A 19,066-nucleotide genomic window follows, 5' to 3' on the forward strand; every position below is an offset into this window, starting at 1 on the left:
CCATCCCGGGGCGGACCGCCGCTCCGGGCCGGGGAAGACGCCCCGGCCGGCGAGGACGCCCGGTTCAGTGGGGAGCCCGGTCCTGGAGGGCAGCCCGCCAGGCGGGGAGACGGGGCTCGGTGGTGGGCTCGGGACGGCGGCCGCCGGCGGCGAAGAACTCGGCCAGGGGGAGGATCGCCGCCCCGACCGTGACCGCGTCCGGGCCGAGCCGGCCCAGGTCGATGGTGACCTTGTCGGCCGGGTGCCGCAGGGCGTACGTGGTCGCGTGCCGGCGTACGGAGGGCAGGAAGCGGGTGCCCAGCTGGAGGCCCGCCCAGCCGCCGATCAGGATCCGTTCGGGCTGGAAGAGGTTGATCAGGTCGGACAGGCCGGCGCCCAGGTACTCGGCGGTCTCCTCCAGGACGGCCAGCGCGACCGGGTCGGCCGTGCCGCCCTCCGGCGGGTACGCCGCGGCGAGCATCGCGGTGAGCGCGGTCTCCTCGTCGGTGCCCGAGGGCGGCCGGCCGCCCTCCTCGCGCCAGCGGGCCAGCAGCGACTCCGCGCCCGCGTAGGCCTCCAGGCAGCCCGGCGCGCCGCAGCGGCAGCGCCGCCCGCGCACCCGGACCGTCAGATGCCCCCACTCCACGGCGCGCCCGTGCTCCACCTCCGGTGTGACCAGGCAGGCACCGACACCGGAGCCGAAGAGCACGACCACGGCGTTGCGGGCGCCGCGCCCGGCGCCGAACCACATCTCGGCCTGACCGAGGGTCTTGGCGCCGTTGTCGATGAAGTACGGCACCCCGTCCGGGAGCGGCGAGGCCGAGCGGAGCAGCTGCTCCAGCGGGACCGCGTCCCAGCCGATGGTCTGCCCGTGGACGACGGCGCCCCGGTCCGGGGTGCGCTCCACGATGCCCGGGACGCCGACACCGGCACCGAGCAGTCGCCCCGGGTCGGCCTGTCCGGCGGTGAGGACCTCGGCGACGCCGTCGCGGATGTGGCCGGCGATGACGTCGACGTCGTAGCCCTGCGGGGTCAACGGCCTCTCCACCCGGGCCAGTTCGGTGAGGGCCAGGTCGAACAGCTCCACCCGGACGCGGGTCTCGCCGACGTCGACGCCGATCATCTGGCCGCTGCCCGGGGCGACCCGCAGCAGGGTGCGGGGCCGGCCGCCGTCGGAGTCGACGCTGCCCGCCTCCTCGACCAGCCCGTCGGCGATCAGGTCCGCGACCACGTTGCTGACCGAGCCCGAGCTGAGTCCGGTGGCCGGCCCCAGCTCGAACCGGCTGAGCGGTCCGTCGAAGTACAGCCGCTGGAGCACCGCCGTACGGTTGCCTCGTCTCAGGTCGCGTACCGTGCGCCCGTTGCGCCCCGCCATGTGGCTCCCTTCACGAACCGTGCCCGACCTGCAACATACCCCTTCAGGCAGCCGGAAGCGACATTCTGCCAACCCTTAGTTCACGCTGTGATCTAAGGCGGAGGCTTTCGATGTCGCCGAGAGCGGCGACCGGCTCCGGCGCGACCCTCTCCCGGGTCCACCGCAGCCGGTTCCGCGTCGACCGCCCGGGCACCGTCCCGACCAGCGAACTCACCGCAGTCCGCCATCTGGCGCCCCCCTCCGGCGGCGGCTCAGCCCGCCGCGTACACGTCCTCCACGTAACGCCCGTCCGCCACCAGCGCGTCGAGCCACCGCTCGGCCGCCGCCCGGTCGGCGCCGGGGACGTGTTCCCGGTACAGGGTACGGAAGGCCTCACGGACGCCGGGGGCCATGCGGGCGCCGTCGCCGCAGACGTACACGCGGGCGCCCGCGGTCAGCAGCCGCCACACCTCGTCGCCCTCGGCGGCGATCCGGTGCTGCACGAAGGCGGCCCCGTTCTCCGGGGCGGCGCTGAAGGCCGGGCGCAGGGACACCGCTCCGGCCCGCTCGGCGGCCGCCAGCTCCTCGGCGTGCAGATAGTCGGCGCCGGGGGCGTCACAGCCGAAGTAGAGGAGCGCCGCGGGGAGTGCGGTGCCTGCCCGGCGGGCGGCGAGGCGGTCGGCGACGGCACCGCGGAAGGGGGCGAGCCCGGTGCCCGCGGCGACCATCACGACGGGCGCCGAGCCGTCGATCCGGAACGCCTCGCGGCAGGGCTGGACGCGGGCGTACACGGTGTCGCCGGGGCGCAGGGAGGCGAGATGGCCTGAGCCGGTGCCCCGGTAACGGCCCTTGCCCGACCGGGCCGGTGCGTCGAGCACGGACACCATGAGGTCGGCGTGGCGGGGGTCGGCCGCCGGCGCCGAGGAGATCGAGTAGTGGCGGGGCCGCAGCGGGGTGAGCAGGTCGAGCAGGAGCGGCCAGCCGAGGGCGCCGCGCAGGGCGGGGTGGTCCTCGGCGAGTTCCACGAGGGTGCGCGGGTCGTCGCCGGTCAGGGCGGCGAGGGCGGCACGCTCGGGTGGGCAGGGGTTGGCCTCGGCGAGGAGGGCCCGCTGCCGTGCGGTCGGCCGCTCCTGCAACTCGACGTGGTGCGTGAGCAGTTCGCGCACGGTCAGCGGACGGTCGACGGCGAGGCCGTCGCGGCGCGGGCGGCCGGCCCGGATGTCCAGGACGGCGTCGGCGTCGAGGCCGAACGCGGCCACCGCCCGGTCCACCAGCCGCGGGGCGTTGGCGGGCAGCACGGTCAGGTGGTCGGCGGTGCGGTAGGTGACGCCCTCGGGCAGCGCGATGCGCAGGAACCGCTTGGTGCGGGGGTGGTCCGCGGCGGTGAGGTCGTAGGCCTCGGTGACGGTCATCGGGACCAGACCGTGCCGTTCGGCGAGGGCGTCCAGCGGGCCGCCGGTCAGGGTGCGCACCGTGTAGGCGTGGGCGGACTCGGCGGGGGTGTCGACGCCGGCGTCCGGGTCGCCGTACTCCGTCAGCAGCGCGGTGCGCAGCCCGGCCGTGAACTGCCGTACCGTGCCGGCGAGATCGCCGGAGGCGTCCGCGGCGGCGCGCTCGGTGAGGCGGGTGGCGCCGAGTTCGGCGAGGCGGGCGTCGACGCGGGTCGGGACCTGCTGGTAGGTGGCGGCCCAGTTGCGGTCGCCGACGCCGAGGACGGCGTAGGTCACGCCGGTCAGGTCGGGGGTGCCGTCGAGCCAGGCGGTGAAGGCGACGGCGTCGTCGGTGGGGCGGCCGTTGTAGGAGGCCGCGGTGATGACGACGGGCCGGTCCGTGGGCAGACCGTCCGCGTACGCGTCCAGGGCGGCGACCTCGGTGGCGCAGCCCACGGCCGCGGCCTCGTCGGCGAGCTGGGCGGCGAAGTCACGGCAGGTGCCGTAGTTGCTGCCGTGCAGGAAGAGGGCGCGGGTGCCGGGGCGGACACGGGCCGGGAGGGCGTCCGGGGCGGGGGTGCCGGCGGCCGGGGCGGGGACGGCGCCGGGCAGGGGGGCGTGCACACGGTCGGCGGGGGTGCGCGGGGCGAGCGTGAGGGTGAAGCCCTCGGGCTTGAGGGTGAGGGTCTCCTTCACGGTGAGCCGGTAGCCGGCGTGGTCGTGCAGCCGGTAGCGGTGGACCAGAAGGGCGAGCAGCATGGTCGCCTCGTGCAGCGCGAACTGCCGTCCGATGCAGGCGCGTTCACCGGTGCCGAACGGCTTGAAGGCGTGCACCGGACGGGCCGCCTCGGCCTCGGGGGTGAACCGCTCGGGGTCGAACAGCTCGGGGTTGTCGCCCCACACGGGCTGGCGGTGCAGCATCGGCGCGAGCACGGTGACGGCCTGGCCGGCGCGCAGCGGGATCCGGCCGCCGAGCAGGGTGTCCTCGCGGGCGTGCCGGCTGAACGCGGCGGCCGTCGGCCACAGCCGCAGCGCCTCGTTGAGGACCTGGCGGGTGTAGGTGAGCCGGCCGATGTCCTCGTACGTCGGCTCCGGATCCGGGGTGTCGCCCCACAGCGCGTCGGCCTCGCGCTGCACGAGCCGGAGGACGGCGGGGTGCTTGGCGAGGTAGTACAGGGCGAAGGACATCGCGCCGGAGGTGGTCTCGTGTCCGGCGATCAGGAAGGTGATGACCTGGTTGCGGATGTTGGCCGGGTCGAGGGTGGCGCCGTCGGCGGGGTGCGGGGCACTGAGCATGAGCCCGAGCAGGTCCTCGGCGCCGCTCTGGTCGGTGCCTGCGCGTGCGGCGATCACGTCGTCCACGACCCGGGCGAGGTGGGCTGCGTCCCTGCGGAAGGCCGCGTCGGCCGCGGAGTGGTCCGCGTCCGGGGTGCGGGCCAGGCGGGTCATGCTCCACTCCAGGCAACGGACCATCGACTCCACGAAGGGATGCGGCTCGTCGCGCTCGAAGGAGCCGAAGTCGTAGTCGAACCCGGCCAGCCCGATGGTGTCGAGCGTCATCCGGGTCATGTCGTCGGGCACGTCGACGGGCCGGCCGTCCCGCGCCGCGCGGTCCCAGGAGTCGATGAGCCGCCGGGCCACCTTCAGCATCACCGGGTGGTAGGTGCGCATGGAGCCGAGCGCGAAGGCGGGCATCAGGATGTCGTGCGCCCTGGCCCAGTTGGGTTCGTCGTTGTACGCCGTGAACAGGCCGTCGGCGGCGAACTCGCGCACGTTCTCCAGGGCGGGCCCGACGTGCTTGGCGAAGCGCTCCTCGTCGGCCAGGTCGGCGACCAGGCCGGCGTCGGCGACGAACATCGCGTCCCGGCCGTGCAGCCGGCGCACCAGCACCGGCCCGTGCTCCCGCATCAGCCCCATGATCTGCTGGATCGGGGTGCGGCCGGGACCGGTGGCGGTGATGTCGACGACGGGGACGCCGGCCAGGGGCGCGGCCGGGCCGGTGTGCAGTGCGGTGGGGGGCATGACGCGACAACTGCCTTTCGCGGTAGCGGACTACTGCGTCCAGGGTGGTCGACGGCCGGCCGGCGGCCGCGCCACCGCACTACACGTTCGTGCAGTGGAAAGTCGGCACCGGGGCTTGCGCGGGACCGTCCGCGCCGCGCGGGAGCTGCGCGCGACCCCGGCGCCCGCCGGCCGGACGACCGGCGGCGCCGGGTGCCGCATCGGGTCGGCGGCCGGCGGGGCCGACGCCCGGCGGGGCCGGCGTCCGACGGGTCACCACCCGAACGGTCACCGCCCGACGGGTCACCATCCGACGGTTCGTCGCCCGGCGGGGTCGTCGCCCGACGGGTCACCGGCCGACGGTTCGTCGCCCGGCGAGGTCGGCGTCCGACGGGGCCGGCGCCCGAGGGGTCACCACCCGAACGGTCACCATCCGACAGGTCACCGCCCGACGGGGCCGTCGCACGGCGGGGCCGGCGTCCGACGGGTCACCACCCGACGCGTCAGCATCCGACGGTTCGTCGCCCGACGGTTCACCGCCCGACAGGTCACCGCCGGACGGGGCCGGCGTCCGACGGGTCACCACCCGAACGGTCACCGCCCGACGGGTCACCATCCGACGGTTCGTCGCCCCACAGGTCACCGCCCGACGGGGCCGGCGCCCGACAGGTCACCGTCCAACGGTTCGCCGCCCGGCGGAGTCGGCGCCCGACGGGGTCACTGCCCGACGGTTCACCGCCCGACGGTTCGCCGCCCGACGCGTCACCGTCCAACGCTTCGCCGCCTGACGAGGTCGCCGCCCGACAGGGTCGGCGCCCGGCGGGCATCGCCCCCGTGCGCCGCGCGGCGGGGCCGGGGTCGCTCGGCCCGTCGGAGTGGCCCCGTCCTGACGGCCGGGCGGGCACCGCGATGCGTACGGGGTGCGAGGTCCGGCCCTCCGGCAGCAGTCAGCTCCCCCGAGTTGCCGCTGACCTGCCGCTTCCTCTTGGATGGCAGTCGGCCGGCGGACCGGGAGGTGCCATGGAAACGGGTGGGGCCGACGCGGTGGTCTGGCGCAATCGTGCGCTGATGCTGTTCGACCGGGTGGCGGTGCCGGTGGCGGTGTGCGATGTGTACGGCCGGGTGGTGCTGGCGAACCCGGCGATGGCCGCGGAGTGCGGTACGACCCCGGGCCGGCTGCGCGGCCGGCACGTACTGGAGCTGTTCCGGCCGCAGGAGGCCGGACAGGTGGAGCGGATCGCCGAGGCGCTGCGGTTGCGGCACCGCTCCCGCTACCAGGTGTCGGTGTGCTGGCCGGCGCCCGGCGGGGGCGAGCGGTACGGGGAACTGACGGCGGATCCGGTGAGCGACACCGTGGAGGAGACACCGGCGCTGCTGGTGATGCTGCGGTTGGGCGGCCAGCGGTCCGCACCGGAGCCGACGCCGGAACCGGTGCGGACCACGGAGGTGGAGCGGCGGGTACTGGCCCTGCTGGCCGGCGGCGCGACCACCGCCCGCGCCGCCCGTGAACTGGGCCTGACCAGGGACGGCGTCACCTATCACCTGCGCCGGCTGTCGGCCCGCTGGGGCGCCGCCAACCGCACCGAGCTGGTCGCCCGCGCCTACGCCCTGGGCGTCCTGGCGCCGGGCGCGTGGCCACCGGAGCCGCAGGTCACCGAGGGGCCGTGAGAGGCCGGGAAATTCATTGGCCCCGCCTTCCGTCGGCTAAATAGGATAGCCACGAACCTAGAGACCCTAGGTATGCCCCGAACCCGGAAGGACTCCCCCATGAGACCGCTCACCGAGCAGGACATCCGCACCTCGTTCGTCAACTGCTCGAAGGGTGAGGCCAAGCGGCTGGCCGTCCCGCGTAACCTCGACGAACGCCCCTGGGACGACCTGGACTTCCTCGGTTGGCGCGATCCCGGCGCCCCGGACCGCAGCTATCTGGTCACCGAGCGGGACGGCCGGCTCACCGGCGTCTCCCTGCGCTTCCCCGCCTCCCAGCGCGGCTTCCTGCACCGCAGCATGTGCTCGGTGTGCCTGACCACGCATCCCGGCGGCGGGGTCTCCCTGATGACCGCGCGGAAGGCGGGCGCGGCGGGCCGCGAGGGCAACTCGGTCGGGCTGTACATGTGCACGGACCTCGCGTGTTCGCTGTACGTCCGCGGCAGGAAGGTCCCGGAGTCCGGCGCCCGGTTCGAGGAGAGCCTGACCCTGGAGGAGCAGATCGCCCGCACGCGCGGCAATCTCTCCGCCTTCCTCGACAAGCTGTACGCGTAAGTCCCTGGCCGAAAACGGACGGAAACAAACGCAAACAGTCCGCAAACGGCCACGTTCGATGCCCCCGAGGATGGGGAACAGGCCAAGGGATGCACGACGTACAGAAGTGGACCGCGGGGCTGCTGCGTCTGGCGCGACGCCGGCGGGAGCCGGTGGTCGTCCAGACGCTGCGGTCGGCCGCGGCGGCGACGGTCGCCTATGTCATCGCGCTCCGGCTGAGTCCCGAGCCCGCCCCGCTCACCGCGCCCCTGACCGCGCTGCTGGTCGTCCAGGTGACCTTCTACGCCACCCTCACCAACGGCATCCGCCGGGTGAACTCGGTGGTCGCGGGGGTGCTGGTCGCCATCGCCTTCAGCGTGCTGGTGGGCCTGACCTGGTGGAGCCTCGCGCTGCTGATCGTCGCCGCACTCGCCGTCGGGCACCTGGTGCGCGTCGACGAGTACGTCGCCGAGGTGGCGATCAGCGCCATGCTGGTGCTCGGGGTGACCACGGTCGGGTTCACGGCGTGGGCGCGGATCGTGGAGACGCTGATCGGCGCGGTCGTCGGCACCGCCTGCAACCTGCTGCTCCCGCCCCCGGTGTGGGTGGACGAGGCCGGCCGGTCCATCGAGGACCTGGCCCGGCGGGTGCGGCAGCTGATGCTGCGGATGGGTGAGGAGGCCGCCGGCCGGATCCCGTGGGAGCAGGCCGCCGAGCGACTGCACGAGGCGCGCCGGCTCGACCACGACATCGTTCAGGTGGACGCGTCACTGCGACAGGCCGAGGACAGCCTGCGGCTCAATCCCCGGGTGAAGGAGGGACTGCTGCACCGGGTGGTGCTGCGCACCGGTCTGGACACCCTGGAGATCTGCACGGTGGTGCTGCGGGTGCTGGCCCGCTCCTTCACGGACCTGGCGAAGGCCCGCGGGTCCGAGGAGCTGTTCCCGCCCCGGGTGGGGGCGACCGTGGAGCAGCTGCTGTCGGAGATCGCCGACGCCATCGTCAGCTTCGCCGTGCTGGTGACCACCCATCTGAGCGAGAACGCCGAGTCGGCGGAGGAGCGGCTGAGCGCCGAACTGCGCACGGCGGCCGGCACCCGGGACCGGCTGGCCGAGCTGCTCCAGGAGGAGATCCGCAAGGACTGGGCGCACTGGCAGCTGCTCGGCGCCGTGCTGACCGAGACCACCCGGATCATCGACGAGCTGAACACCGAGCACCGCGCCCGCCGCCTGCTGGAGGAGCTGGACCGGGTCTCGCGCGGGCAGCGGAGCAAGCTGCCCCGGCTGGCCTGGCTGCGCGACCGCCTGGGGGTGCAGGAGGAGCTGTGGCGGAACCGCGCGGGGTTCGGCGAGCGTTCTCGGTGAGAGAGCCGCCGGGGCGGGCCGGCGTCGAGGGCGAGGGAGCGTGCGCATGACCGGTGGCGGAGTCCGGATCGACGGGAACGTACTGCGGCTGCCCGGCGGGGTGGCGGTGCGGTTCGTCCGCACGCTGCGCCTGCCGGAGAGCGGCACCCATCCGTTGCCGCCGGGCCTGGGCGAGTTCCCGGTCCGCCGGGTGGCCGACCACGCCGACCGGGTGCCGGAGCGGATGCGGGCGCGGGGCGGCGTGATGCTGCCGGTGTACCTGCGCGAGGCGATGTGGCTGGACTTCGGCGGCACGGTGGAGCCGGCCGCGCTCCAGGTCGGCGTGGGCAAGGTGTGCGCGGTCTCCGGCAAGCCGTGGCGTGACCGGCTGTCCCGGGGGCCCCAGAACTACGTGGTGCTGCCCCGCCAGCCGTGGCTGGACGGCATCAACTCCGGCAGGGGCACGGTCCGCCAGTTCGTGGCCGTACCGCTGGGGCTGGGCGCCACCGTCGAGGGGCAGGTCACCGGCGAGGAGGTGTGGGGCGGGGTCCAGCTCCAGTCGTTCCCGCTGCGGGCGGAGGCCCTCGCCGAGTGGCGACGCCGGGAGCGGGAGCGTACGCGGGCGCTGCGGCAGGGCCCGCCCGGCGGCTACGGGTCGCCGGGCGGGTACGGGGCGCCCGCCGGGTTCGGCGCGACGCCGCCCCCGGCCGCGGCGGCCCCCGGCGGAGCGCCGCCGCCCCCGCCCGCCGCGCCGTTCGGCGCCCCCGCGTCCTTCGGCGCCCCCGGTTCCCCGGCCGCCGCTCCCCCGTCGGCCGCTCCCCGGCGCGCCGCGGTCATGGGGCTCGGCGCGGGCGGCTCGATGCGGCAGGAGGTCTACCGGGACGACCGGCCGCTCGACGACTGGTCCGAGGACCCGGCCGGTCGGGTCTTCGTGCACCTGGTCACGCCCCCGGAGTGGCGCCGGATCACCGGCGAGGAGCCCCCGCCGTCCCCGGTGGACCGGGCCGCGTACACCCGGGCGGGCCTGCCCTGGTACGACTACTACGACGAGGACGCCGAGGACCTCGCGCCCGCGGACCCCCTGGAGGCGGTCAAGCCGGTCGGCGAGTGGCTCGGGGACGACCTGGACCCCTGGCAGGCGCCGTCCGCCGGGCAGGTGGCACCGCTCAAGGACGCGCCGGGCAGACCGGTGGAGGACGGGGAGTGGTAGCCCCGCCGGTGCCGGACCCGGTACCGGCCCCGGTGTCCGTGCCGACCCCGTCCGCCACCACCCTCTCGTTCCCGCCGGTTGCAGTACACGCAACGCCCGTTGCCCGGCTTGCCCTTGGCGGTGCGCACGGGCCAAGGTGGCTGTCACGAGGAGGCGACCGACGAGCTGGGGTGCGGTATGGACACGGAGTCACGGACGGCGGGTGAGGGAGCCTCCCCGCCCCGGCGGGACCGCGGGCGCGGCGGCTGGACCAGACGGCGGTTCGTCGGGGCGGTGGCCGGCACGGCGGCCGTCGTGGCGGTGCCGTCCCCGGCGGCTCCGCCGGCGGACCGCGCGGCCCCCGCGAGCCGTCCACAGGCGGATCCGCCGTCCCGCGGGCCTTCCGGTCCGCGCCCGCTGTACGTGGGCACCTACACCTCCGTCGACGGCGGCGGCACCGGCATCGGTCTCGCGTCGTACGACCCCGGGTCGGGCCGGATCACCGGGTCGGGCACGCTCGGCGGGGTCCCCGACCCGTCCTACCTCGCGGTGCACCCGGACGGGCGCACCCTGTACGCGGTGGACGAGCGGCAGGACGGCGGGGTGACGGCGGTGCGCCTGGCGGACCGGCGGGTCCTCGGTACCCGGAGCACCGGCGGTGCCGGGCCCTGTCACCTGTCGGTGCACGCGAGCGGGCGCTGGCTGCTGAGCGCCAACTACGGCTCGGGCAGCGTCGCCGTGCACCCGGTCGACGCCACGGGCGCCCTCGGCGAGCGCACCGACCTGGTCACGCACGGTTCTCCGCCGCCTGGCCCCGGGCAGCAGGGCCCGCACGCCCACCAGGTCCTCACGAGTCCCGACGGCGGGCACGTCCTCGCCGTGGACCTCGGCACCGACACCGTCTACACCTACCGCCTCGACCAGGCGAAGGGCACGCTCACCGAGGTCGCGCAGGCGCGCACCCGGCCCGGCGCGGGTCCGCGCCACCTGACCTTCCACCCGGGCGGCCGGTACGCCTATCTGGCCAACGAGCTGGACGACACCGTCACCGTGTGCGGCTACGACCCGGGAACCGGACGCCTGACGATCGGCGAGCCGCAGCCCACGGGATCGCGGGGAGGGACGAACTACCCGGCGCAGGTCCTGGTGACGGCGGACGGCCGGTACGCCTTCCTCGCCAACCGGGGCCACAACAGCCTCGCCCGGTACGCCGTCGAGGCGGGCGGGGCCGGGCTGCGGCTGCTCGGCACGGTACCGGTGGGCGGGGACTTCCCGCGGCAGATCGCGTTCGCCCCGGACGGCCGGCTGCTGTTCGCGGCGAACCAGCGCTCCGGCACGGTCACGGTGTTCCGCGTCGACCCCGCAAGCGGCGGGCTCCGCCCGACCGGCGAGCCGTTCGCGTCACCCGTCGCCGTCTGCGCGCTGCCGCTGTAGCGCGCGGGGGCAGGCGGCCGCACCGGCCTGGGCCAGCAGGGCGTGGACGCGCTCGGTGAGCTGGGCGATGTCGTCGGCGGGGGTGTGGAAGGGCAGCCGTACGTCGCCGTGGGCGCGGGTGCGTTCGATGCGCAGGGTCAGTCCGTGCCGGTCGACGGCGAGCGGCGCGACCCGGGTGGCGGCGTGCAGACTCTCGGGCCGGACCAGGCGGGTCAGGCGTTCGACGGCGTCCGGGTGGGCGTCGGCGAGGTGGGTGAGCAGCCGGGCCTCGGCGCCGGCGAGGGGGTCGGGCCGGGCGGCGGCGAACTCGTCTGGGTCCACCACCACCGCTCCGGAGGACCGGCGCAGCACCACGCGGGCGGGCCGGAAGAGGAGGGTGCCCTCGGACGGGGTGAGCCGGCCGGAGAGCCAGAGCCGGGCGCGGACGCGGTGGCGCACCGGGACGGGGGCGACGTCGGCGAACTCCAGCAGGGCGGAGGGCTCCTGGCGCGGGGCGCACAGGACCGCGCCGAACAGGGCGCTGTCGTCGGGCACCGCCAGCCGCACCGCGCCCTCCTCGGTGACCGAGTGCGCGCCGACGTACTCCTCGCGGGCGCCGTCCGCGGTCACCGCGCACGACCACGCGGTGGCCAGCACCGATCGTGCCCGTTCCGCCGCGCCGGGCGCGGCCGTCCAGTCCTGCGTGTCACCCATCCGAGACCTCCTTAGGTAAGCCTTGCCTAACCTATCGGAGATCGGGGCGCGCGCCAACCACGCCCCACGGCGGGCGGACGTGACGACACCCGTGACGGGCCTACGGCAGGACGCCCAGCAGCGCCCGGGCACACAGGTCGCGCACCTGCTCGCGGCTCAGGTCGCCCTCCCCGCGCAGCCATTCGAGGCACACCGCGGTGGTGAAGGCGAGCCAGCCGCGCACCGCCAGCCGCACCTGGGGGGCGGTCTGGACGACGGGACCGAACTCGGGGTCGGCCGCGAGCGCGGCCAGGATCTGCTTCTCCTGTGCCGCGAGGGCCCGTTGGTAGACCCGGCGCACGGCCCGGTCACCGGCCGCGTCGGCCCGGTGGAAGGCGCGGAAGCCGTGGGCGTGGGCCTGGACGTAGCCGAGGTAGGTGTCCAGGCCGGCGGCGAGCTGCTCGCGTACCGGGATCCCGGGCTCGGCGGCCGTCATGCGCAGCATCCGCGCGCTCTCCCGCTCGACCACGGCGGCGAAGAAGTCCCGCTTGGTCGGGAAGTAGTGGTACAGCAGCCCGCGCGACACCCCGGCGATCTCGGCGACCTGCTCGATCCACACCTCGTCGTAGGGGCTCTCCGAGAACAGCCTGGCGCCGACCGACAGCAGCTGCTCACGGCGTTCCCCGGTGCTGAGTCTGCGCCGGGCGCGCTCCCCCTGGTTCGCGGGCATGGCGTCACTTTACTTGACGTGGATTCAACAACGGGACCACACTGAACCGCGTTATTGAACCCACGTACAACACGCGCGCGCCACTGCTTCAACCGTCCGCTGGATCAAGGGAGATCGCGTCATGGCGGGGACGACGGAGACCATGGGGACCGGGCTGCCGAGGGGTTTCCGGAGCGCCGAGCAGGGCTGGCCCGAGCTGCACCGCATCCCCCATCCGCCGCGCAGGCTGCCGCTGCTCGGCGATGTGCTCGGCGCCGACCGGCACCGGCCGCTGCAGGACTCGATGCGCTTCGCGCGCCGGCTGGGGCCGGTCTTCCGGCGCCGGGCGTTCGGCAGGGAATTCGTCTTCGTGTGGGGGTCGCGGTTCGTCGCCGACCTCGCCGACGAGTCCCGGTTCGCCAAGCACGTCGGCCTCGGTGTCGCCAACCTGCGGCCGCTGGCCGGCGACGGCCTGTTCACCGCCTACAACCACGAACCCAACTGGCAGCTGGCGCACGACGTGCTGGCGCCCGGGTTCGGCCGGGAGGCCATGGAGGGCTACCACGGCATGATGCTGGCCGTCGCCGGCCGGCTGACCGACCACTGGGACCGGCAGCTGGCGGCGGGGCGCACGGTGGACGTGCCCGGGGACATGACCCGGCTGACCCTGGAGACGATCGCGCGGACCGGCTTCGGGTACGACTTCGGGTCCTTCGAGCGCGAACGCCCGCACCCCTTCGTCACGGCGATGGTCGGCACGCTCACCTACGCCCAGCAGCTGAACAGCGTGCCCGGACCGCTGGCCCCGCTGCTGCTGCGGGCCGCCGCCCGGCGCAACGCGGCCGACATGGCGTACCTCGACCGCACGGTGGACGGCCTGGTCGCCGCCCGGCGCCGGTCCGGCGGCGGTGGCGAGGGGGACCTGCTGGACCGCATGCTGGCGACCGCGCACCCGGAGACCGGGGAGCGGCTGTCGGCGGAGAACGTCCGCAAGCAGGTGATCACGTTCCTGGTGGCGGGCCACGAGACCACCTCGGGCGCGCTCTCCTTCGCGCTGTACCACCTCGCCCGGCACCCCGAGATCGCCGCCCGGGCCCGCGCCGAGGTGGACCGCGTCTGGGGCGGCACCGAGCAGCCCTCCTACGACCGGATAGCCAAGCTGCGCTATGTCCGCCGGGTGCTGGACGAGTCGCTGCGGCTGTGGCCGACCGCGCCCGCCTTCGCCCGCGAGGCCCGCCAGGACACGGTCCTCGCCGGCGAGCACCCGATGCGCCGGGGCGCGTGGGCCATGGTGCTGACCCCGATGCTGCACCGCGAACCGGAGGTGTGGGGCGAGGACGCGGAGCGCTTCGACCCGGACCGCTTCACCCCGTCGGCCGTACGGGCCCGCCCCCCGCACGTGTTCAAACCGTTCGGCACCGGCGCCCGGGCCTGCATCGGCCGCCAGTTCGCCCTGCACGAGGCGACCCTGGTCCTGGGACTGCTGCTGCGCCGCTACGACCTGTCGGCCGACCCCGGTTACCGCCTGAGGGTCACCGAACGCCTGACGCTGATGCCGGAGGGACTGCGGCTGCGGCTGGAGCGACGGCCGCAGCGCCCGGAAGGGACGCCGGCCGGCACCGGCACACGGCTCCACCGCACGGGCGCGGCCGAGCCTTTCTGAGCAGCGGAGCGCGCGGTCCGCCGCCGTCCGGGCCGGTTACCGGCCGAACACCTCGAAGGCCACCGCCGGTGTGCCGCCGAAGCGCTTGCCGGTGGCGGTGGTGGTCTCGGTCAGGAAGTCACGGACGTAGACCTCCGGGTCCTGGTCGGTCAACGCCTCGATGTAGGTGCGGTGTTCGAGCAGCGAGCGCACCGCCCGGTCCAGGCCGGGCGTGGCGTCGACGGCGTGGGTGGGGCTGCCCGAACCGGCGACGGCCACCCAGCGGACGCCGTTCCAGGGTTCGAGGCCCTGCTCGGCGAGTTCCGGGAAGATCCAGCGGTTGCCGGCGTCGGCCGCGGCGTCCAGGGTGGCACGGCCGACGGCGACGTGGTCGGGGGTGTTCCAGGCGACCCCGCCCCAGGTGTCGCGGTGGTTGAGGGTGACGACGAGTTCGGGGCGGTGGCGTCGTATCGCGGCGGCGATGTCGCGGCGCAGCGCGGTGCCGTACTCGATCACCCCGTCCCGGTGGTCGAGGAACTCCACGGTGGTGACGCCGACCACGGCGGCACTGGCCCGCTGCTCGCGCTCGCGCAGCGGGCCGCAGACGGCGGGGTCCAGGGTGTCGATGCCCGCCTCGCCGCGGGTGGCCAGCACATAGGCGACCTCCCGGCCGGCGTCGGTCCAGGCGGCGACGGCCGCGGAGCAGCCGTACTCCAGGTCGTCGGGGTGGGCCACCACGGCGAGGGCACGCCGCCAGTCGCCGGGCAGGGGCTCGAGCTGAGTGATCTTGGACTCCGTCATGGGCGCACACTATGCCGCCCCGTCCCCCGCGCAACTCCTTTTGCCGGCCGCCCGGTCCGCCGCGTGCGTCACACCTCGTCGCGCACCAGCGCCAGCAGCCGGTCCAGCACACGGGACGCGCCGACGCGCAGGCCGTCGTGCTCGTACTCGTTGGTGACCCAGGGGCGCAGCCCGCGGATCGCGGCGGCGGTCTCCAGGGAATGGCCGGCGTCGACGAACATGTCGTCGTGGTAGACGGCCGCGGCGACGGGGACCTCGTTGGCGGCGAGGCGGGCCGGGTCGTACAGCGGGCGCCAGTCGGTGCGGGCGGCGAGCAGGTCGGCGGTCTCGCGCAGGGGCCGCAGGGCCGGGTCGGTCTCGAACATCCAGGGGTGGACCGTCTCGCCGGTGAAGAGCACGGGACCGTCGCCGGTGAGTGCCTTGGCCGCGTCGAACCGGGGGAACTCGGCGCGGACGCGTTCGGCGGCCCAGGCGGTGGGGCGGGCGTCCTGGCCGTAGATGGTCTCGTGGACGAGGGCGTAGAGGGGGTGGCCGGCGTACGACAGCAGGGTCTGCGCCTGTTCCTGGAAGGCGTCGGACAGTTCGTGGCCGGCCGGCGTGCGGACGAAGGCGTCCTCCAGCAGGAGGTGCAGCCGGTGGCTGCCGTCGCTCGTGCCGAGCATGAGGCCGAGGGACTGGAACGCCTCCACCGTGAAGCGGTAGCCGTTCGGCAGGACCACGTCGTGGGTGAGGAGGTGGTCGGCGATCCGGCGGGCCCGTTCCACGTCCTGCGGGTAGCGGTCGTAGTGGGCGGCGACCTTGCGCTCGATGCGCGGGTAGGCGGCCCGGTAGACGTCGTCGGCGTGGGCGTGCAGGGAGGGCAGGCCGCCGGTGATGATCGCGGTCTGGACGCCCTCGGGGGCGAGGGAGAGGTACGACACCGTGCAGAAGCCGCCGAAGCTCTGGCCGAGCACGGTCCACGGGGCGCCACCGGTGAGCCGCGGCCGGATGGCCTCGCAGTCGCGGACGATGGAGTCGGCGCGGAAGCGGGTGAGGTAGTCGGCCTGTGCGGCGGGGCCGCCGCGCAGCGGCAGGGTCTGCCGGGTGGCGGGCGTGGAGCGGCCGGTGCCGCGCTGGTCGAGCAGGAGGACGCGGTACTCCTTCAGGGCCCGGTCGAGCCAGGACTGACGTCCGACGAAACGATTCGCCCCGAAGCCGGGGCCGCCCGTGAGGTACACCAGCCACGGCAGGTCCTGCCCCGTCTTGTCGCTCGCCACCGCCTCGCGGGCGTACAGCTCGATGGTCTCGCCCCCGGGGTCGGCGTGGTCGAGGGGCACGGTGAAGCGGTGGTCGGTGAGGACGACGCCGGGCTGACGGTAGCTGAGGCTCAACGGGTCTCCTGGGACGGACGGTCTGGACAGGTCCCAGTTGAGCACATCGACGGGCGCGGGAGGAGCCCCGGATCAAGGGCGGCCGCTGAACCTCCGGCCGGTGCGGTGCTCAGCGTGCGGCGAGGCGGGAGCGCCGCACCACCGGTCCCGGCGGGAGCACCACGCGCCGTTGCTCGTACGTCCGTCCCCCCCTCGCCCTGCGCGGTCTCCTCCGGCAGCAGTTCGGCGGCGAGGGCGCCCCTGGTGACGGCCCTGACGTGCCGGCCCGGGTGTCAGCGATCGTCGCGGCGCAGTTTGTACCGCCATACCGCGTCGAGGTCGTACTCGTATGGGGCGCCGGGCGGCGCCGGTGGAAGGCGGCGTGCGCCTTCCACGCACCGCTCGTCGTCATGGCGGGCGAGCCCGTACACGGCGACGACCCGGACCTGGCGGACCGGATCGTCCAGCAGCTCTGCCATGCCGTCGGCGAGGGCGGGATCGCGGTCCTTGCCGTCGGCGACCGTGCGGCAGGCTCGCTGCCGCACCTTTGCGTCGGGGTCGGTCATCAGACCCAGCAACGTCTCCCGGACGACGGGGGAAAAGGCCCGTGACCACAGGTCGAAGGCGGAGGCTACCGCGCGCCGCACCCGGACGTCGGGATGGCCGCCGTGTGGCAGGAGGGCTGCGTCGGCGCGCGGGTCGGCGTGCTCGGCGAGGCCGTTCAGCACCTCGGTGAGCACGGCGGCGTCAGTCTCCCGGCCCGACCAGTCGACGAAGAGCTCCAGGGCGGGGCCCGCGAAGGGTTGCTCGTCGCTCTGGTCGAACAGGTGGGTCAGTCGCAACACCTCCGCACCGAACAGCCGGTGAGCCGGATCCGGGTGGACGCGCAGGGCCGCAGCGGCGTCCCAGGTGTCCTGGTCGCGGCGGTTCGCCAGAAGCATGGTGGACGTCTGCCATACGGCGTGCTGCTGGTCGGGGCGTGTCAGTGCGCGGTCCATCAGTTCCTCGAAGGAGGTCTGGATGTTGAGCGTGGCCTCCAGATCCGTGAGGATCGCCGCGTGCCCGTCGCGCACGGTCAGCCCACCGAGGGAGAGCTCGTCGACGACCGTGAACTCGTCGTCCCGGACGCGGGTTGGAGCCACGGGGCCCTGCGCGCCGGTACGGCGTCGCAGTTCCGCTTCGGTGCCCGTCTCATGCCAGTGCCGGGCGAGGTTCCGCATGTCCAGTAGCTCGGCCTCGCGGTGGCGCCACCGGGACTCATCGTGCAAGACGGCCTCGACCAGCGTCGGCGAGCCCGAGTCGACGGCCTTGCGCAGTGGCGGCACACCGTCCGGTCCGCACTGCCCGGGGTCGGCACCGTGCTCGGCCAGTAGATGGGCGGCGGTTCCGGCGTACAACTCGATCGCCAGGCACAGTGCTGGTGTTCCCCGTCCGTCACGCACGTCGGGGTCGGCCCCCGCCAGAAGCAGGTGTCCCATGGCGTCGGTGTCCCTGGCCCGTACTGCGGATATCAGGAAAGGGCCGAAGTCCGCTTCGCCGCTCATGTCCACACCGGTGCTCACTCCCATGCCCCCGTCACGTTCTGGCCGCTCGTCAGTCTAGGACGTCACCTTTCGGCGAGCCGACGGTGGCCGACGAGAGCCGCGGCCATGCCGACGAAGGCGAGGAAGTGCTCAGCTTTGCGCTCGTAGCGGCGGTGCAGGCGGCGGCAGCCGGCCAGGACACGGTGCGCTCGACCACCCAGCGGTGGTGGCCCAGTCGCTGGGAGGACTCGATGCCCTGGCGGGCGATGCGGTGGTGAACGCCGCGTCGGCGGAGCCATCGGCGCAAGTGGTCGTGGTCGTATCCCTTGTCGGCATGCAGCTTGGCCGGGCGCCGACGGCGCAGTCTTGACGCCCGCGGTCCGCCGGTCGTGGCCGGTGCGACCGGGGCGGCCGCTCTCGGCCACGTCCCCGTACAGGCCCGCGCACGGGCACGTCGGAAACCTGACCGCGTTGCGCACCCTGCTGGCAACCGGACGCTCACCGGTACACGCCCCACGGCGACAGCGGGCGGTGGCGGGCGGCCGAGGCCCGGTTCGCCACGCGGTGAGCCGTGGCTTCCGCTCGGCGCGACACCGCCGACTACCCTGCACTCGTCCGACGACCGACACCGAGGAGCCGCGATGCGTGTCGCCCTGTTCCTGACCTGTGTCAACGACACGCTGTATCCGGACACCGGGCGTGCCGTGGTGAAGCTGCTGACCAGACTGGGTGTCGACGTCGACTTCCCGATGGGCCAGAGCTGCTGCGGGCAGGCGCACTACAACACCGGCTACCGCCATGAGGCCGAACCCCTGGCCCGCCGCTTCTCCGATGTCTTCCGGGAGTACGAGGCGATCGTGACGCCGTCGGGTTCGTGCGGGGCGATGGTGCGGGAGCTGTATCCGCGGATGGGGGAACGGGCGCGGGCCGAGGGACGCGGGGACGGTCTCGCGCGGACGCTGGCGCCGGTGGTGCCGAAGACGTACGAGCTGACCGAGTTCCTGGTGGACGTGCTCGGGGTGACGGACGTCGGCGCCTGCTTCCCGCACAAGGTGACGTACCACCCGACCTGTCACGGGCTGCGCGGGCTGGGGCTCGGCGACCGGCCGCGCCGGCTGCTCCGGGCCGTCAGGGGTTTGGAGCTGGTCGAGCTGCCGGGTGCCGAGGAGTGCTGCGGGTTCGGCGGCACGTTCGCGCTGAAGAACGCGGAGGTGTCGGCGGCGATGGGCGTGGACAAGGTGCGCAACGCCGAGTCGACGGGTGCGGAGGTGCTGTGCGCGGCCGACAACTCCTGTCTGATGCACCTCGGCGGCACGATGAGCCGGCTGCGGACGGGGATGCGGCCGGTGCACATCGCGGAGATCCTGGCGAGCACGGAGGAGGAACCGGCGGTATGACC

General features: G+C 74.5%; 14 protein-coding genes and 1 pseudogene. 7 read left to right on the forward strand and 8 right to left on the reverse strand.

The genetic code is table 11. The annotated features are described in order from the left end of the window. Positions 1-64 precede the first annotated feature (64 nt). Positions 65-1,354: an ROK family protein gene (locus ACZ4VF_RS01435; protein ID WP_467922418.1), complete on the reverse strand. Its 1,290-nt coding sequence runs from the start codon at positions 1,352-1,354 to the stop codon at positions 65-67. A 251-nt stretch (positions 1,355-1,605) separates the two neighbouring features. Next, positions 1,606-4,785 carry a cytochrome P450 gene (locus ACZ4VF_RS01440; protein ID WP_467922419.1) on the reverse strand — a complete coding sequence of 1,060 codons (3,180 nt, stop codon included), beginning with the start codon at positions 4,783-4,785 and terminating at the stop codon, positions 1,606-1,608. A gap of 999 nt (positions 4,786-5,784) precedes the next feature. On the opposite strand from ACZ4VF_RS01440, the gene ACZ4VF_RS01445 reads away from it, so the two are divergent. The 5 genes from ACZ4VF_RS01445 to ACZ4VF_RS01465 all read left to right on the forward strand — a co-directional run bounded on the left by ACZ4VF_RS01445 (position 5,785) and on the right by ACZ4VF_RS01465 (position 10,971). After that, positions 5,785-6,432 carry a PAS domain-containing protein gene (locus tag ACZ4VF_RS01445; RefSeq protein WP_467922420.1) on the forward strand — a complete coding sequence of 216 codons (648 nt, stop codon included), beginning with the start codon at positions 5,785-5,787 and terminating at the stop codon, positions 6,430-6,432. A gap of 99 nt (positions 6,433-6,531) precedes the next feature. Next, positions 6,532-7,026 (forward strand): FBP domain-containing protein, encoded by a 495-nt coding sequence (locus tag ACZ4VF_RS01450; protein WP_467922421.1) that lies wholly within the window; start codon positions 6,532-6,534, stop codon positions 7,024-7,026. An 89-nt stretch (positions 7,027-7,115) separates the two neighbouring features. Beyond that, positions 7,116-8,369, forward strand: coding sequence for an FUSC family protein (locus ACZ4VF_RS01455; protein ID WP_467922422.1), 1,254 nt, complete (start codon positions 7,116-7,118; stop codon positions 8,367-8,369). A gap of 46 nt (positions 8,370-8,415) precedes the next feature. Next, positions 8,416-9,558, forward strand: coding sequence for a hypothetical protein (locus ACZ4VF_RS01460; RefSeq protein ID WP_467922423.1), 1,143 nt, complete (start codon positions 8,416-8,418; stop codon positions 9,556-9,558). A 177-nt stretch (positions 9,559-9,735) separates the two neighbouring features. After that, positions 9,736-10,971 (forward strand): lactonase family protein, encoded by a 1,236-nt coding sequence (locus ACZ4VF_RS01465; RefSeq protein ID WP_467922424.1) that lies wholly within the window; start codon positions 9,736-9,738, stop codon positions 10,969-10,971. Here ACZ4VF_RS01465 and ACZ4VF_RS01470 read toward each other — a convergent pair. Both ACZ4VF_RS01470 and ACZ4VF_RS01475 read right to left on the reverse strand, forming a co-directional pair. Beyond that, positions 10,939-11,664 carry a DUF2470 domain-containing protein gene (locus ACZ4VF_RS01470; protein WP_467922425.1) on the reverse strand — a complete coding sequence of 242 codons (726 nt, stop codon included), beginning with the start codon at positions 11,662-11,664 and terminating at the stop codon, positions 10,939-10,941. The genes ACZ4VF_RS01465 and ACZ4VF_RS01470 overlap by 33 nt on opposite strands. Before the next feature lie 100 nt (positions 11,665-11,764). Beyond that, positions 11,765-12,373 (reverse strand): TetR/AcrR family transcriptional regulator, encoded by a 609-nt coding sequence (locus ACZ4VF_RS01475; RefSeq protein WP_467922426.1) that lies wholly within the window; start codon positions 12,371-12,373, stop codon positions 11,765-11,767. A 121-nt stretch (positions 12,374-12,494) separates the two neighbouring features. Between ACZ4VF_RS01475 and ACZ4VF_RS01480 the strand changes: the two genes are divergently transcribed. Continuing rightward, positions 12,495-14,015 (forward strand): cytochrome P450, encoded by a 1,521-nt coding sequence (locus tag ACZ4VF_RS01480; protein WP_467922427.1) that lies wholly within the window; start codon positions 12,495-12,497, stop codon positions 14,013-14,015. Positions 14,016-14,051: 36 nt separating this feature from the next. On the opposite strand, the gene ACZ4VF_RS01485 is transcribed toward ACZ4VF_RS01480, so the two are convergent. The 4 genes and pseudogenes from ACZ4VF_RS01485 to ACZ4VF_RS01500 all read right to left on the reverse strand — a co-directional run. Next, positions 14,052-14,795, reverse strand: coding sequence for a PIG-L deacetylase family protein (locus tag ACZ4VF_RS01485; RefSeq protein WP_467922428.1), 744 nt, complete (start codon positions 14,793-14,795; stop codon positions 14,052-14,054). 68 nt (positions 14,796-14,863) lie between these two features. Continuing rightward, on the reverse strand, positions 14,864-16,165 hold the full coding sequence (locus ACZ4VF_RS01490) for an alpha/beta fold hydrolase (RefSeq protein ID WP_467922429.1): 1,302 nt from the start codon (positions 16,163-16,165) through the stop codon (positions 14,864-14,866). Between the two features lie 272 nt (positions 16,166-16,437). Further along, on the reverse strand, positions 16,438-17,622 hold the full coding sequence (locus ACZ4VF_RS01495; protein WP_467922430.1) for a hypothetical protein: 1,185 nt from the start codon (positions 17,620-17,622) through the stop codon (positions 16,438-16,440). A 128-nt stretch (positions 17,623-17,750) separates the two neighbouring features. After that, positions 17,751-18,025 (reverse strand): annotated as a pseudogene (locus ACZ4VF_RS01500) (transposase); the annotation flags it as partial. A 283-nt stretch (positions 18,026-18,308) separates the two neighbouring features. Between ACZ4VF_RS01500 and ACZ4VF_RS01505 the strand changes: the two are divergent. Beyond that, complete coding sequence (locus tag ACZ4VF_RS01505; protein ID WP_467922431.1) at positions 18,309-19,064, forward strand: (Fe-S)-binding protein; 756 nt, start codon at positions 18,309-18,311, stop codon at positions 19,062-19,064. Positions 19,065-19,066: the final 2 nt, after the last annotated feature.

It is taken from the genome of Streptomyces sp. NPDC029151, assembly GCF_055564315.1.

Coding starts and splice junctions, on each gene's coding strand:
- ACZ4VF_RS01480 (WP_467922427.1), top strand. CDS start 12,495: ATGGCGGGGACGACGGAGACCATGGGGACCGGGCTGCCGAGGGGTTTC.
- ACZ4VF_RS01505 (WP_467922431.1), top strand. CDS start 18,309: ATGCGTGTCGCCCTGTTCCTGACCTGTGTCAACGACACGCTGTATCCG.
- ACZ4VF_RS01450 (WP_467922421.1), top strand. CDS start 6,532: ATGAGACCGCTCACCGAGCAGGACATCCGCACCTCGTTCGTCAACTGC.
- ACZ4VF_RS01495 (WP_467922430.1), bottom strand. CDS start 17,622: ATGGGACACCTGCTTCTGGCGGGGGCCGACCCCGACGTGCGTGACGGA.
- ACZ4VF_RS01475 (WP_467922426.1), bottom strand. CDS start 12,373: ATGCCCGCGAACCAGGGGGAGCGCGCCCGGCGCAGACTCAGCACCGGG.
- ACZ4VF_RS01465 (WP_467922424.1), top strand. CDS start 9,736: ATGGACACGGAGTCACGGACGGCGGGTGAGGGAGCCTCCCCGCCCCGG.
- ACZ4VF_RS01435 (WP_467922418.1), bottom strand. CDS start 1,354: ATGGCGGGGCGCAACGGGCGCACGGTACGCGACCTGAGACGAGGCAAC.
- ACZ4VF_RS01485 (WP_467922428.1), bottom strand. CDS start 14,795: ATGACGGAGTCCAAGATCACTCAGCTCGAGCCCCTGCCCGGCGACTGG.
- ACZ4VF_RS01470 (WP_467922425.1), bottom strand. CDS start 11,664: ATGGGTGACACGCAGGACTGGACGGCCGCGCCCGGCGCGGCGGAACGG.
- ACZ4VF_RS01455 (WP_467922422.1), top strand. CDS start 7,116: ATGCACGACGTACAGAAGTGGACCGCGGGGCTGCTGCGTCTGGCGCGA.
- ACZ4VF_RS01445 (WP_467922420.1), top strand. CDS start 5,785: ATGGAAACGGGTGGGGCCGACGCGGTGGTCTGGCGCAATCGTGCGCTG.
- ACZ4VF_RS01440 (WP_467922419.1), bottom strand. CDS start 4,785: ATGCCCCCCACCGCACTGCACACCGGCCCGGCCGCGCCCCTGGCCGGC.
- ACZ4VF_RS01460 (WP_467922423.1), top strand. CDS start 8,416: ATGACCGGTGGCGGAGTCCGGATCGACGGGAACGTACTGCGGCTGCCC.